The following is a 14,698-nucleotide window of genomic DNA, read 5'->3' as shown; positions in this document are numbered from 1 at the left end:
CGACGGTCAGCCGATGGCCATGTCGACGAACCGGGACAGATGCAGCTGCGCGGCGACTGTCACCGTGTCGGTGGGGCCATTTCGATGCTTGGCAACAATGAAATCCGCCTCCCCCGCCCGGGGCGACTCCTTGTCGTAGTAGTCGTCGCGGTGCAGCAGGATGACAACGTCGGCGTCCTGCTCAATCGAGTTGTGTGTGGCGATGCCGTTGGCGATGAAGTTGTGCGTCCCGAGAACGGTCGCGTCGAACACCTCCTGCTCACCGATCGACACGATCGACACGATCGAGTCCCAGAAGATGTCGTTGGTCGCGTGCAGGTCCAGATCGGCAGCGTCGAGTACGCCGGCGATCGCTGCCAGCCGGGAGCGACTCGGCGCACGCTTCCAGAGGGCGCTGCCGCAAAACTGGGTGCCGATTGCCTTCGCGAACTCGCGGTGAGTCATTCCCTGCTCGACTAGGATCTCCCGGACCCTGCCCCACACCTCGCGCGGCACCGTGTCGACGTTGGTGTTGCTCTCCGCCGATTCCAGAGCGGCAAGAAGTGCCGTACATCCCTCCGACCGCTGCCCGTAGACGCCGATCTCGCGGAGGAACCTCAACTGGTCGTCCCGACCGGAGATATCGAGGGTGTACTGCGGACGATGATTCACCACCGGTACAACCTTCAGCCGGGCAGTGATGCCATACCTCAGCAGCAGCCGGGATATGTCCTCAAGCATCCGTCGGCTCGTGGACGCGAAATAGACGCGCCCTCCGCAGCCTGACTTGTTGACGGTCACCGACCCGTCCGTGGCCCACAGGTGTCGCAGGAACGCGGTGATCTGCTCCTTGGGCAGACTGAAGAGAGGCGACGGAAGGAATTTCTCATGTGATCTGAGGCCGAAGAGTCCCAGGCCGTCCAGCCATTCCGCAATCGGGTTGCGCCGACCGCGAGCCAGTCGGTACGGAGCGGGCAGCCGGAGTGTGGTCACTCTCGCCGCTGTGTAATCGTCGCGGACGGCGGAGATCCCGAAATGCTTCGCCGCCTCCGTTACGGCCTGGAGGTTCAGCTCGTCGCAACTCGCGTACCGGATCGGCTGACGCCGCACGAAAGAACCGTCGCCGAGCAGGTGTGCCAACATGACGACCTCGGCGTCAGCCCACGGGCGGACGGCCATCGGGGGCGGCAGATGGCGAGGCGTAGCGATGCGATCCCCTGGTGAAAGCTCACCCAGAGGCACCCATCCGGTGAACGCGAGAAACGGGTGGTTGGCCGTCGCGTCAATCTGCTTGCCCGAGGCGAGGGTCAGGCGGAAGACCTCCCGAGTGCCACTGGGAAAGACATGGGTCATAGTGCGGGGGGTGTAGCGGAGACCCTCATCCAAGGCCCAGACCGGGATGTCCTTCGCCTTGTTGGTCAGCAGCTCACCGAGGGTGATTTCACTATTGTCGTCCGCTCGAATCAGCCGGGTCTCCGCCGTGAGGCAGCCAGACTCGCGCAGGTCGGACAGCTGGGGGCGTTTGTCGGTGCGCTGCTCGGGGCCACGGTTCAGCTGACTGACCGCGATCACCGGGCACTCCACCTCCTTGGCCAGCAGCTTCAGGCCACGGGACAGGTCCGCGACCTCCTGCTGCCGGCTCTCGGTGCGCTTCGGTGAGGTCATCAGCTGGAGATAGTCGACGACGATCATCTTGAGGTCGTGCCGCTGCTTGAGCCGGCGGGCCTTGGCCCGGATCTCCATCAGGTTCATGCTCGGGGTGTCGTCGACGAAGAGCGGCGCCTCGCTGATCTCGCCCATGCACCGGGCCAGCTTGGTCCAGTCGTCGTCGGAGAGCTGCCCGCTGCGCAGCACGTGCAGCGGCACGCGTGCCTCGGCCGAGAGCAGTCGCATGACGATCTCGACCTTGCTCATTTCGAGCGAGAAGATGGCCGCCGCCTGGTTGGCGCGAATCGCAGCATTTCGGGCGAAGTCCATGCTGGCCGTCGATTTTCCCAAACCGGGCCTGCCGGCCACAATGATCAACTGCCCTGCGTGCAGGCCGTTGAGCAGCCGGTCCAGGTCGCTGAAGCCGGTCGGGACGCCGGTCATGACGCCGCCCTGCGCGCCCACCGCCTCGATCTCGTCCAGCGTCGGCTGCAACATGTCGGCCAGGACCGCGAAGTCCTCGCTGACCCGCCGTTCGGTGACGTCGTAGACGGCCTGCTGGGCGAGGTCCACGATATCGTCGACATCGCGGCTGCCACCATTGGCGGTGCCGTAGCCCAGCTGCACGATCTTGGTGCCGGCCTCGACCAATCGACGCAGCACCGCCCGCTCGCTGACGATCCGCGCGTAGTAGGCGGCGTTGGCCGCCGTGGGCACGCTGGCGATGAGGGTGTGCAGGTAGGGGGCGCCGCCGATGCGGGCCAGATCGCCCGAGTCGGTCAGGGCTGCGGCCACGGTGATCGGGTCGGCCGGCTCACCCCGGCCGTAGATGTCCAGGATGGTGTCGAAGATGGTGGCGTGCACCGGCCGGTAGAAGTCGTTGGTCTTGAGGATCTCGACGACGTCGGCGATGGCGTCCTTGGAGAGCAGCATGCCGCCGAGGACGCACTGCTCGGCGGCGACATCCTGGGGCGGGGTCTTGTCGAACTGGCCGTCCCGCTGCGCGGGCGGCTGGCCGCCGCTGGACCGTGACTCCGCCCGCATGTCATCGGTGACCGACACCGGGCCCCCCTCCACTGCGTCGGATCCGGACCCAGCTCTACCGCCGGGGTACGACACTTCTCTTCCGACCAGGCCGGTCGATCGGGGGTCATCGCACCGGCGGTCGAGGGCCAACCATACGGACCACGAGGTCAGCCACTCAACAAGGCCGGTGGACGAGCCTCGGGACAACCTGTGGACGCCGGTGGACGAGCATGTGCGCAGCGTGTGCACAGGGTGTGGATAACCGCTGGGGAATTCTCGGCCGCACGCCGCTGACCTGCGGCTTCGTGGTCCCCAGCCTGTGGAGGAGAATATTTCGGTCGGGCCGGAGGCCCGATCGTCCCGTACTATCTCCAGCGAACGGCTACACCTGGACAGCGGATTACGCTTTCGGTTCAGAAGGGTCACAATCCGGCCGTGAGTTACCGGGACTGGGGACGCGGGGAGGGCAGCCCGCGCGAGGGCCAGCCGACCGCCTCGTGGGGTGAGCGCACGCCGTCCCTTCCGGTCGACCCGTACGACGAGGACGGTCGCTACCGCACCTCCAGTCGGCGGCGCGCGTTGGATCGCGGGCAGGACGAGCCGGTCGACGCCTATCTGCCCAGGTGGGCGCTCGAGTCGGGGGTTCGGCACGCCGACGGCGGTGGCCGGCACGCGGCACCCGATGACGACGAGGATGCGGCCGCACCGGAGCGCCCGAGTTCCGGAGCTGGCTGGCGGCGCGCCGAGACGACGGGCACGCGGCGGCAGGTCAGCGAGACCAGTTGGCGGGAGCGACCGGCGATCGGTGCCGCGCCGGAATCGGACCACACCCGGGAGTGGACGCTCGACCGTCCGCAGGAGCAGGGGTACGCCGGCCGCCGGCGCGCCGACGCGGCGGAGGAGGAACCGGTCTCGGGAGCGGTCTCGGACAGTCGCCCCCGTCGTGCGCCCGCTGGTCGTCCTCAGGTGATCTGGTCCGGTGGTGATCTGGAGGCGACACCCGCCGATGAGACGCCTCGTCGGGATGCGAGCCGGCGCACTCGACGCAGCCGTCGTGCGGCGGAAGAGTCCTGGGCCCGCCCGGTCGATCCGTGGGAGCGCGGGTCGGAGCGGGCGGCGGAGCCCGAGCCGTCGTACGCGCCGGCGGTTGACCCGTGGGACGCGTCGGGCGTGCACGCGTGGCCGTCGATCGCGGACGCGGACAGCACGGAGCTGAGCGGGCAGTGGGCACAGGTGGAGGGTGTCGGGGGTTGGGAGCGGTCCGACCGCACCGGGCAGTGGGAGCGGTCCGCGGTCGCGGACGACCAGTGGGATCGGACGGTCCCGCCGCGCGCCGACCGGCAGGTGGCGGCGGAGGGTTGGCCCAGTCGGGACGACGGCTTCTGGTCCGGTACGCGGCTGGCCGGGGACGATCCGCGCTGGATGGATCCACCGACGTCGGCGCCACGGTCGCCGGTGGTGGGCTACACCGCTCCGCGTCCTCGCACCGCGCCCGTGCAGCGGGACGGGGGCACCCGACGTCGGACGGTCCCGTCTCCGGTCGGAACGGCGTCGGTGCGCCGACGCGTGGAGTCGGTGGCCACGGGTGGTTGGGCTCGGCGCCTGGAGGACGACCTTCTCGACCCGGATCCGGGTGGATCGTTCCGGCCGTTGCTGTACACCGCCGCCTGTTACCTGGTGCCGGCCGTCCTGATCTTCGTCTGGCTGTTGACTCTGGACGGTCAGGCACCGGCCGGCTGTGTCACCGACATCAGTGGGGGCGGGTGTGATTCGCCTCGGTCGCGGGCATTGGAGTCGCTGCTCGCGGGCTCGCCGCGCTTCGGGCTGGCGCTGGTGAGCAGTCTGGTGGTGGCGGCGCTGCTGCGTCGGGTCGGCACGACGTGGCGTTCGGCGACCATCGCTCTTGCCGCCGCGGTCGTGGGTGGTGGCCTCTCCACCGTGCTGATCAGCGCGGTGACCGGGCAGCCGATCGGTTGACCGGGCGCGGGCCGGCGCATGAAACGCGCGAGGGCCCGCACCGATCGCTCGGTACGGGCCCTCGTGGTGGTGCTGTTGCCGACGTCAGCCCTGAACGACGTTCAGGTTGAACGAGGCGGTCACCTCGGGGTGCAGCTTGATCTTCACCGGGTAGCTGCCGGTCGACTTGATGTGACCGGGCACCTCCAGCCGGCGGCGGTCCAGGACCGGACCGCCGGCGCCCTTGACGGCGTCGACGATCTCGGCCGGGGTGACCGAGCCGAAGAGCCGGCCGCCGTCGCCGGCGCGGGCCTTCAGGCTGACCTTGAGGCCCTCGAGCTGACCCTTGACCTCGTTGGCGTGGTCGAGGTCGCGGATCTCACGGGCCGAACGGGCCCGCTTGATGACCGTGACCTGCTTTTCCGCGCCCTTGGTCCAGGCGATCGCGAAGCCCTGCGGCAGCAGGTAGTTACGGCCGTAGCCGTCCTTGACCTCGACGATGTCGCCCGGGGCACCGAGGCCGGAAACTTCCTGAGTCAGGATGATCTTCATATCGGTGCCTCCTCTCAGCGGGTGGTGGCCGTGTACGGCAGGAGCGCCATCTCGCGGGCGTTCTTGACCGCACGGGCGATCTGCCGCTGCTGCTGCGAGGTCACGCCGGTCACCCGTCGAGCGCGGATCTTGCCGCGGTCGGAGATGAACTTGCGCAGCAGCGCGGTGTCCTTGTAATCGATATAGGTGATCCCGTCCTTGTCGAGCGGGTTCACCTTCTTCTTCGGCTTACGAAGTGCCGCAGCCTTGGCCATTGCACGTGCTCCTGGTTTGCGATCGCGGGCGCTCGGCGCCATTAGAACGGAGGCTCCTCATCGAAGTTGGCGCCCGAACCGGCACGCGCGGGAGAGGGTGCAGCCGAGGCCCAGGGGTCGTCGAAGTTGCCTCCGCCGCCACCCTGGTTGCCACCGCCACCGCCACCGAAGCCGCCGCCACCGCCACCGGAGCGGGACATCTTCTGCACCTTCGCCGTGGCGTAGCGCAGCGACGGGCCGATCTCGTCGACCTCAAGCTCGATGACGGTGCGCTTCTCACCCTCGCGGGTCTCGTACGACCGCTGACGCAGTCGACCCGAGACGATCACGCGGGCGCCCCGCTGGAGCGACTCGGCGACGTGCTCCGCCGCCTGGCGCCACACGGTGCAGGCCAGGAAGAGCGGCTCGCCGTCCTTCCACTCGTTGGTGGTCTTGTCCATGAACCGGGGCGTCGAAGCGACCCGGAACTTGGCGACCGCCGCACCGGACGGGGTGAACCGCAACTCGGGGTCATCGGTCAGGTTGCCGATGACCGTGATGGTGGTGTCTCCTGCCATGACCATCTCCTCGCGCACTCAGCGTCTCGACGTACAGGCTCGCAGAGCAGTACGACAGAGCCGCGGAGGCTGATCCGGGCGAACCGGGGTTGAATGCTTAGCGCATCTCCGGCCGGATGACCTTGGTGCGCAGCACGGACTCGTTGAGGCGGAGCTGACGGTCCAGCTCGGCCACGGCAGCAGGGGTGGCCTGCAGGTCGACGACGGCGTAGATGCCCTCGGCCTTTTTGTTGATCTCGTACGCGAGGCGCCGGCGGCCCCACACGTCCGTCTTCTCAACGGAGCCACCCGCGGTCCGGATCACGTTCAGGTACGTGTCGAGCGACGGGGCGACGGTGCGTTCCTCGAGGCTGGGGTCGAGGATCACCATAATCTCGTAATGACGCAAGACGTGCTCACCTCCTGTGGGCTAGGCGGCCACGGTCCTTCCGTGGCAGGAGGTCGTGCGTCGCTGCCCGCACGTGCCGGGGGAACCCGGCCGGACGCGGACAACCTGACCAGGATACCCGGTCCGGACGATCATGCCCGGGGTGGTCGGGTCGTGGGCCGGGCATGCCGACGGGGGCCCACCGTCCGACCGCCATTGGTCGGTGATGAGCCCCCGTCAACGAGGCCGCGGGGCGTCCCGTCCGCATTCCTTGGGTGGGACCTGGGGAGGAACGACCACACCGATGAGGTTGGACCGAAGACGCCCCGCGGAGCTTTATCGTGTTGTTACCTGACGATACAACGGCTCTCGTACCTTCTCGGAGGAAAAAGCACAAATTTCCGAGATTGTTCATCGGTGAGAGTCGGGTCTGCCACGTGGGCCGCCCCCGCCTCGCCGGGCCGCGCTGCGGGGGTGACCTCGCGGTCGGTCCGTCGGTCACCGGCTGCCGTACGCGGCGCTCGCGCCGTCGGCGGTACCGGGCGTCGACCGCCGGCTCCAACCCATCAACGATCGTCGGTCCGTCCGGTGACGCGACCCCTCCCCGACACCACCCCGACCGTCGCCCCGCCTGTCGGGCTCGCGACGTAGGCTCGCTCGCATGCGTATCGGAGCCCACGTCGATTCGACCGACCCGCTGGCGGAGGCAGTCGCCCGGTCCGCCGACACCGTGCAGTTCTTCCTCTCCGACCCACAGGGGTGGAAGGCCCCCAAGCCGCGGGAGGACGCCGAGCGGCTGCGCACGGCCGAAGTGGATCTGTACGTGCACGCGCCGTACGTGATCAACGTGGCGACCCTGAACAACCGCATCCGGATCCCCAGCCGCAAGCTGCTGCTCGGGCACGCCACCGCGGCCGCCGAGATCGGCGCCAAGGGTCTGATCGTCCACGGTGGGCACGTCAACGCCGGGGACGACCTGGCCGTCGGCTTCGACAACTGGCGCAAGACCTTCGCGTACGCCGCCGACTCCGGCGGCTTCGGCGTCCCCGTCCTGATCGAGAACACGGCCGGCGGTGACAACGCGTGCGCCCGACGGCTGGATGCGCTCGCCCGACTCTGGGACGCCATCGGTGACCACGAGGTGGGCTTCTGCCTGGATACCTGCCACGCGTTCGCGGGCGGCGAGGAACTGCTCGGTCTGGTCGACCGGGTCAAGGCGATCACCGGACGGATCGACCTGGTGCACGCCAACAACTCCAAGGGTGCGTTCAACTCCGGCCAGGATCGCCACGACAACCTGGGCGGCGGGACGATCGACCCGGAGCTGGTGGTCGCGGTGATCCGGGCGGCCGGCGCGCCGGTGGTCGTCGAGACCCCGGGCGGTGTCACCGGTCAGGCCGCCGACATCGACTTCCTGCGTCAGCAGCTCGGCGCGGGGAGCACGGCGGCATGACGACCGGACAGCCCGGGACCGGGAACGCCCGGCCCACCCCCGTCGGCGAATCGGACATCCCTGAGGACGCCGCAGCCACGGACGTCGGCCCCACGGCTACCGCAACCAAGGACGACACGGCCAAGGGCGCGGCAACCAAGGGCGCGGCAACCGAGGGCGACGCGGCCAAGGCCGACGCGGCGAACAGCGCCGCAACCAAGGTCGACACGGCGAACGGCGCCGCAACCACGGTAGACACAGCCAAGGACGACACGGCCATGAACGACAAGGCCGAGGCCGCGACGCCTGCCGCCCACCTGACCAAGGACAAGGCGGCCAAGGGCTGGTTCGGCAGGCGGAGGGCCGCGAAGGGCAAGGGCGCTGCTGGCCTGTCCGCCGAAGGCGGTGCCCCGAAGGCGGACGCCGCCAAGGGCGGCGACCCGACCGCCACCGCGACGCCCGGCGACGACGCCGACGGGAAGACGGGCACCGACGGGAAGACGGCGGAGGGTTCCGACCGCTGGGTGGCCTTCGCGTCCGCACCCGACCCCGTGCCCTCCCGACTCGCCCGCGCGGGCCGGGCAGTGGGCCGGTCCCTGATCCACGAGTGGACGCTGGCGAGCCTCGCTGCGCTGGCCCTGGCCGTGCTGATGACGTGGCCGACGCTGCGCTACCCGCGCTACACCCTTCCGCAGGACTACTGGGATCCGAGCCTGCAGGCGTGGCAGATGGCCTGGTCCGGGCACATCCTGCTGGCCGACCCGGCGCGCCTGTGGCAGTCCAACACGTTCTTTCCCGAGCTGTGGAGCTTCGCGTTCTCCGACACGCTGCTCGGCTACGCGCCGGCCGGGATGCTCGGCAGTGGCCCCGAGGACGCGGTCCTGCGCTACAACATCATGTTCGTGCTGGCGCACGCGCTCGCGACGCTCGGGGCGTACGCGCTGGCCCGGCAGCTCGGCTCGGGTCGGATCGGTGCCGCGGTCGCCGGTGTCGGATACGCCTACGCGCCGTGGCTGCTGGCCCAGGCCGGGCACCTGCACGTGCTGTCGAACGGCGGCATCCCGTTGGCGCTGGCCATGCTCGCGCGTGGGCACGGCTGGTCGCTGCGGCACGGTTACCGGCCCGAACGCCGGCACGACGGCTGGGTGTACGCCGGTTGGCTGGTCGCGGCCTGGCAGCTCAGCCTCGGCTTCGGCATCGGTCTGCCGTTCGCGTACTTCCTCGCCGGTGCGGTGCCCGTCGCCGCGGTCCTGTTCCTCGTTCGCCGGCTCCGGACCGGTGAGGCCCTGCCGTTCGGCCGCCGGCTGCTCGTGGCCGACGTGCTCGGCGGGATCTTCTTCGCCGCGGTGGGTCTGCTCCTGGCGTACCCGTACTTCAGGGTGACCGAGCTGCACCCGTACGCCGAGCGCACCATCGGTGACATCAGCATCTTCTCGCCGCCGGCGTCCGGTTTCGTGACCGCGCCCGCCGAGTCCCGGATCTGGGGCGGACTGCACGAGGGTGCCCGCGCGGCGCTGCCGTGGCACCCGGAGATGACGCTGCTGCCGGGCTTCGTGCTCTACGCGCTGGCCGCCGGCGGGCTGTTCTTTTCGGTGTGGCGGCTGCGGCACCGGCTGCTGCTGCTCGCCGGGGTGCTGGTGACCATGGTCCTCGCGATGGGCACCCGCTTCTTCGACGGCACCTTCACGTACCTGCCGCTCTTCGAGCACGCACCGGGCTGGAACGCGCTGCGTACCCCGGGCCGGTTGATGTTGTGGGCCACGCTGCTGCTGGCCCTGCTCGCCGCGGGCGCGGTCACCGCGCTCACCGAACGGGTGCGTGACCTGGCCGCCCAGCGGATCCCGTCCTGGCCGGGGCCGTGGCTGCGGCTGGCCACCCTGCTGCCGCTGCTGCTGGTGACCGTCGAGGGTCTGAACACCACCCCGCATCCGGTGGTGCCGACCCAGCCGGCGGCTATGCGCACGGTGGCGGGGCCGCTGCTGGTGCTGCCCAGCAACCAGAGCCTGGACCAGCACGTGATGCTCTGGTCGACCAGCGGATTCCCGGACGTGGTGAACGGTGGCAGCGGCTTCACGCCGCGACAGCTCGACGACGTCCGCCGGGTGAGCCAGTCGTTCCCCGACCAGACCAGCGTCGACTACCTGCGTACGCTCGGCGTCCGCGCGGTGGTGCTGCTGCGCGGTCAGGTGCCCGGCACGCCATGGGAGATCACCATCGACGCGCCGGTCGAGTCGCTCGGAATCACGCGGCAGGATGTGGGCGACGCTGTGGTGTATCGGCTCTGAGGCTTTTGGTCAGGCTGCGTCCGTGGCTTGGTGTCAGCTGGTGCTGATCGCGGGCTCCGGTTCGGGGTTGTCTGCTCGGCGGCGCCAGCGGTCCAGCCAGGGGGCATCCGGTGCGCCGTCGAGGACCCCGCCGTCCGGGTCGTCCGGGTAGTTGGTCCGTACCGCGTCCCGCTCGGGGTGCAGGATCTCCTTGACGACCAGCACACACAGCACCACCACGGTGGCCAGTCGCAACGTCGACGCCAGCACGAACACGCCCTCCGGGAAGACCGGACGGCTGGTGGCCGCGCCGAGCAGTTCGCCATAGAAGGCGACGAAGTAGCAGACCTCGGCGATCTGCCAGGCCAGGAAGGCCCCCCACTTCGGCCGGGCCAGCACCACCAGCGGCAGCAGCCAGAGCACGAACTGCTGGGACCAGACCTTGCTGAAGATGAGGAACGCGGCGACCACGAGGAACGCGAGCTGCGCCAGCCGCGGCCGGCGCGGCGCCCGCAACGCCAGCACGGCAATGCCGAGGCAGGCCAGCCCGAAGAGGGCGTACGAGATGGTGTTGAGGGTGGGAATGTTGACGTTCAGCCACTCGAACGGGCCGAGCCGGGTGGGGTCGCCGCCGACCTTGCCGTCCAGGTAGCGCCCGATGTACCAGAGCGTCCCCCAGTCGATGGGCCGGGTGGTGTTCAGCTCGAAGAACCGGTCCCAGTTCTCCGGGTACCACCGGGCCGCCGGCAGGTTCACCAGCACCACCGCCGTGATCGCCGTGCCGATGGCGACGAGTGCCGCGCGGATCCGGTCGGCGCGCAGCGCCAGGATGAGGATCGGGCCGAGCAGGAACAGCGGCCAGAGTTTCGCCGTTCCCGCGAGACCCAGCAGTACGCCGGCCACCGCTGGTCGTCGCCGTGCCCAGGCCAGCAGGCCGAAGGCGGCCAACCCGATGGCGAGCAGGTCCCAGTTGACGGTGGCGGTGAGCAGCAGGGCCGGGGCGAGCGCGAACAGCGCGGCGTCCCAGGGTCGTCGGCGGCGCAGGGCGAGGATCACCGCCACGGTGGCCACCGCGAGCGCGCCCAGCACCAGCGCGTTGAGGTTGTAGAACCACTGGCCCTGGTTGATGCTCGGGTCGCCGTCGCCCACGGCGTGCACGGGCAGGCCCAGTGCCCCCATGAAATAGCCGGTGAGCACCGGGTACTCCACCGGGTGGTCGCGGTAGGGCACCTTGCCCTCGTTGAGCCCTTCGGCGTAGTAGAGGGCGAGGACGTCGGTGTAGCAGAACCGGGTGTACTGGACGTTGTTCTGCCAGGCACCGTCCTGGCAGGGAGACTTCTGCACCCAGTGCAGGGCGAGCGTGAGGCAGGCCAGCGCCAGCACGATCCGGACGGCCGTCCAGAACCGGTGTTCCCCGCCGGCCGGTCGGTTCAGTGCCGTCGCGTGGTCGCCCAGCGGCCCGCCGATCGCGCCGGAGATGCCGCGAACGAACCCGTCGGAGCGGGACGGGTGGTCGGTGGTTCCGGCGTCGTCGATGCCGGGCGTCGACTGGGTGCTCATGACAAGGCATCCTGCCGTACGGCGGGGGTGCGCGTCCCGGCGCGGCGCGGAGATCCGGGTACGGAAACGCCGCAGCCGGTCGGACAGGTCGTCCGGCCGGCTGCGGCGTCGGTTCCACGAGTGCGGGTCAGTCCCGGGTTGTCGGTGTCAGGCCGGGCAGCAGCCCGCCACCGGCGCCGCCATTTCCACCGCCACCGGGACCGCCGGGACCGCCGGGACCACCCGGACCGCCGGGACCACCCGGACCGCCGCCACCGGGGTTCGGGCAGAACGGGTCGGTCAGCGGGTTACAGGGCTGCCCGCCGGGCAGGCCCGGAATGGTCGGCGGCGGCGCTGCCGGCTCCTTGCCGTTGCCCCTTGTGGTGTCGCCCTCGCCGGTGACGCTGGGCAGGGAGATCTCATCCTGCCCCTTGAGGGCGGCGTTCAAGTACTTCTCCCAGATCAGGCCGGGCAGCGTTCCGCCACTGATGTGCTTACCGTTGGCGAGGCGGATCTGGGGCTTCTTCGGATCCCGACTGCCCACCCAGACGACGGTGGCGTTCTGCGGCGTGTAGCCGACCGTCCACGCGTGGGCGTTGTCCTTGCTGTCGTACTCCCAGGTGCCGGTCTTGGCAGCGGCCTGGCGGCCGTCCTCGAGCGTCAGGCCGTTGGGCTTCGGGATCTGCTTCAGGACACCGGTGACCTCATCGGTGATCCTCTTGTCGATCCGCTGCTCCGGCTTGATGCGCTCGCTGCCGACGACCTTCCACTTGCCGGTGTCCTTGTCCTGCTGCTCCACCTTGATGACGAAGTGCGCCTTGATGTACTTGCCGTCATTGGCGAAGGTGGCCATGGCGTTGGCGTGGTCGAACACGGTGATCGGGTACTTGCCGAAACCGGTGTAGTTGTCGAAGGGGTTCGGCTCCTTCTTCGACAGGTCGAAGGCCTTCGGCGGGTCGACACCCCACATGGTGGTCACGCCGGCCTTGCGGGCCATGTCGACCACCTTCCCGGCGCCGATCTCCTTGGTGACCCAGTAGAAGGGCACGTTGTACGACTGGATCGTCGACTCTTCGAGCGTGCAGTACTTGCCGCACTTGAGGTTGGTACGGCCGGCGTTGCCGATCGCCACCGCGGAGCCCTCGGGCTTGTACGGCGTGGGGTCCCAGTGCGACTTCACCGAGATGCCCGCCTCGATCGCGGCGGCCAGGGTGTACACCTTCATCGACGAGCCCGGCTGGTGGCCACCGGCCAGGTCGCCGTACTGGTCGAGGTTCTTGCCGGCGTAGTCGAAGTCCGTGCCGCTGTCACCGCCGTAGTAGGCGAGCACGCGGCCCTTCTTCGGGTCGATCGAGACCATGGCCGCCATCAGGTTCTTCGGCTGCTCGTTGAGCTCGGAGCCCTTCTTCGACTGCATTGCGAGGTTCTCGGCAGCCGTCTGGAGCTTCGGATCGATGGTGGTGGTGATCCGGTAGCCGCCGTCCCGCAGGGCGTCGAAGCAGCTCGTCTTGCCGTCCGCGCCGCTGTTGGAGCAGAGACCCATCTGGTCCATCTCCCTGCGGACGTAGTTGATGACGTTGCCGCGCGGGCTGTCGACGCCGAACCCGTTGCCGCCCTTCTTCTGCGGCAGGACCTTGGGGTACTCGGTGGGCGCCGGCGGGTGGTTGGGGGAGTCCAGCCAGCCCTCCTGCTTCATGCCACCGATCACGTAGTCCCAGCGGGTCTTGGCGTCGGTCGGGTTGACCGCCGGGTCATAGCCCTTGTGGGTGTTGGTCGCCTGCGGCTGCTTGATCAACGCGGCCAGGACCGCGCCCTCGGCGGGGCTGAGCTTGATCGCGGACTTGCCGAAATAGGTCTGCGCCGCCGCCTCGATGCCGTACGCGCCGCGTCCGAAGTAGATGACGTTCAGGTAATGCTGCATGATCTCTGGCTTGCTGTACCTGTCGTTCAGCTTGGAGGCGAGGATCGCCTCCTTGACCTTCCGACCGTACGTGTCGTCCTTGAGGTTCTCGAACGCGTTGCGGGCGTACTGCTGGGTGATCGTCGAGGCGCCCTGCTTGTCGCCGTTGGAGACGTTGTTCCAGGCGGCCCGGACGATGCCCTTGTAGTCGACACCCGAGTGCCGGTAGAAGTTCCGGTCCTCGGCGGCGGCGACCGCGTCCTGCACGTGCTGCGGGATCTGGTCGATGGTGACGAAGGTGCGGTTCTCGCTGCCCAGCTTGGCGAGCTGGGTCTTGCCGTCCTTGGCGTACACGGTGGTGGACAGCGGCAGCGGCATCTCGTCGGGCATGACCACGTTGGTCGAGTAGTAGGTGAACCCGACCACACCGATGCCGGCGAGCATGATGAAGACGGCGAAACCGGCGATCAGCAGGTTCATCCGCTTGCGCTTCTTGGCGCGGGCCGCCCCGGCCGGATCACCCGGGCCACGACCGCCACGACCACCGCGCCCCGGACCGTTCGGTCCGCCGGGGCCACCTGGGCCGCCGGAGACCGGGGAGACACTCGCCCTGGCGACGGCGGCCCGACCACCGACCGACGCCGAGCCGACACTGGCCCGACCGGCCGAGGCGGCGCCCACCGCGGCGGCGCCGACCGTGGCCCGACCCGCCGGCGCGCCGGGCGCCGGGGACACCGGCACCGAGGCCCGGCCCGCTCCGGCACGACCGGCGGCCGCACCGGGCGCCGGGGACACCGGCACCGAGGCACGGCCGCTGCGGCCCGGCGTGGCCGACCCCACCGAGGCGGACCCGGCCGCACCACCGCGCGGCGGCACCGCGGCGGAACCACCCACCGACGCGCGACCGCCGGCGGGCCGTGGTGTCACCGAGGCACGGCCCGGGGGCGCCGCGCCCTCCTGGGCCGACCAGCCGCTCCCGCCGGAGTCACCGCCGGTCTGGCGGTGCGCGTCGTTCGCGCCCGGTCCGGGGTCACCGTCGAGGCCCGGGTACTGGGCCCGTCCGCGCGCAGAACTGGGATCGCCGTACGAGTTCATTCCTCACACCCTGCCGGTCGCGGTGGGGCGCGACTGCGCCGCCACCGGGTTGCCGTGAGTTGCTTCACCCGGGACGACGGCACGGGGGTGCCAATCCTCCGGGGTCATTGCTGGATCAATCGGGCCAATC

General features: G+C 69.7%; 10 protein-coding genes. 3 read left to right on the top strand and 7 right to left on the bottom strand.

What is annotated here, in order from left to right; genetic code table 11:
* Window positions 1-6: 6 nt before the first annotated feature.
* Complete coding sequence (locus O7620_RS25280) at window positions 7-2,703, bottom strand: replicative DNA helicase (RefSeq protein ID WP_278125531.1); 2,697 nt, start codon at window positions 2,701-2,703, stop codon at window positions 7-9.
* A gap of 384 nt (window positions 2,704-3,087) precedes the next feature.
* On the opposite strand from O7620_RS25280, the gene O7620_RS25275 reads away from it, so the two are divergent.
* A complete protein-coding gene (locus O7620_RS25275) occupies window positions 3,088-4,629 on the top strand; it encodes a hypothetical protein (RefSeq protein ID WP_278125529.1) in 1,542 nt (513 codons plus the stop codon).
* Between the two features lie 84 nt (window positions 4,630-4,713).
* Here the strand turns inward: O7620_RS25275 and rplI are convergent, their stop codons facing one another.
* The 4 genes from rplI to rpsF form a co-directional block, all read right to left on the bottom strand.
* Window positions 4,714-5,160, bottom strand: a complete 447-nt coding sequence (gene rplI, locus O7620_RS25270; protein ID WP_151487665.1) for a 50S ribosomal protein L9 — start codon at window positions 5,158-5,160, stop codon at window positions 4,714-4,716.
* A 14-nt stretch (window positions 5,161-5,174) separates the two neighbouring features.
* The gene (gene rpsR, locus O7620_RS25265; RefSeq protein WP_013289355.1) at window positions 5,175-5,414 is read right to left on the bottom strand and encodes a 30S ribosomal protein S18; all 240 of its coding nucleotides are present in this window, start codon (window positions 5,412-5,414) and stop codon (window positions 5,175-5,177) included.
* 41 nt (window positions 5,415-5,455) lie between these two features.
* Complete coding sequence (locus O7620_RS25260; protein ID WP_192580087.1) at window positions 5,456-5,989, bottom strand: single-stranded DNA-binding protein; 534 nt, start codon at window positions 5,987-5,989, stop codon at window positions 5,456-5,458.
* A gap of 79 nt (window positions 5,990-6,068) precedes the next feature.
* The gene (gene rpsF, locus O7620_RS25255) at window positions 6,069-6,359 is read right to left on the bottom strand and encodes a 30S ribosomal protein S6 (RefSeq protein ID WP_007073791.1); all 291 of its coding nucleotides are present in this window, start codon (window positions 6,357-6,359) and stop codon (window positions 6,069-6,071) included.
* A 640-nt stretch (window positions 6,360-6,999) separates the two neighbouring features.
* Here rpsF and O7620_RS25250 point away from each other — a divergent pair.
* Together O7620_RS25250 and O7620_RS25245 are read left to right on the top strand one after the other, a co-directional pair.
* On the top strand, window positions 7,000-7,791 hold the full coding sequence (locus O7620_RS25250) for a deoxyribonuclease IV (protein ID WP_278125526.1): 792 nt from the start codon (window positions 7,000-7,002) through the stop codon (window positions 7,789-7,791).
* Window positions 7,788-10,055: a hypothetical protein gene (locus O7620_RS25245; protein ID WP_278125524.1), complete on the top strand. Its 2,268-nt coding sequence runs from the start codon at window positions 7,788-7,790 to the stop codon at window positions 10,053-10,055. The genes O7620_RS25250 and O7620_RS25245 overlap by 4 nt, the downstream gene beginning before the upstream one ends.
* 33 nt (window positions 10,056-10,088) lie before the next feature.
* On the opposite strand, the gene O7620_RS25240 is transcribed toward O7620_RS25245, so the two are convergent.
* Together O7620_RS25240 and O7620_RS25235 are read right to left on the bottom strand one after the other, a co-directional pair.
* On the bottom strand, window positions 10,089-11,594 hold the full coding sequence (locus O7620_RS25240; protein WP_278125523.1) for a glycosyltransferase 87 family protein: 1,506 nt from the start codon (window positions 11,592-11,594) through the stop codon (window positions 10,089-10,091).
* A 127-nt stretch (window positions 11,595-11,721) separates the two neighbouring features.
* Window positions 11,722-14,568 carry a transglycosylase domain-containing protein gene (locus O7620_RS25235; RefSeq protein ID WP_278125521.1) on the bottom strand — a complete coding sequence of 949 codons (2,847 nt, stop codon included), beginning with the start codon at window positions 14,566-14,568 and terminating at the stop codon, window positions 11,722-11,724.
* Between the last annotated feature and the right edge of the window lie 130 nt (window positions 14,569-14,698).

Source organism: Micromonospora sp. WMMD710 (assembly GCF_029626045.1).
GTDB lineage: Bacteria > Actinomycetota > Actinomycetes > Mycobacteriales > Micromonosporaceae > Micromonospora.
This window is presented reverse-complemented; position numbering and strand designations above follow the sequence as displayed.

Excerpts from the sequence above, each read along its gene's own strand:
- O7620_RS25240 (WP_278125523.1), bottom strand. The coding sequence starts at position 11,594 with ATGAGCACCCAGTCGACGCCCGGCATCGACGACGCCGGAACCACCGAC.
- rplI (WP_151487665.1), bottom strand. The coding sequence starts at position 5,160 with ATGAAGATCATCCTGACTCAGGAAGTTTCCGGCCTCGGTGCCCCGGGC.
- O7620_RS25235 (WP_278125521.1), bottom strand. The coding sequence starts at position 14,568 with ATGAACTCGTACGGCGATCCCAGTTCTGCGCGCGGACGGGCCCAGTAC.
- O7620_RS25245 (WP_278125524.1), top strand. The coding sequence starts at position 7,788 with ATGACGACCGGACAGCCCGGGACCGGGAACGCCCGGCCCACCCCCGTC.
- rpsR (WP_013289355.1), bottom strand. The coding sequence starts at position 5,414 with ATGGCCAAGGCTGCGGCACTTCGTAAGCCGAAGAAGAAGGTGAACCCG.
- O7620_RS25250 (WP_278125526.1), top strand. The coding sequence starts at position 7,000 with ATGCGTATCGGAGCCCACGTCGATTCGACCGACCCGCTGGCGGAGGCA.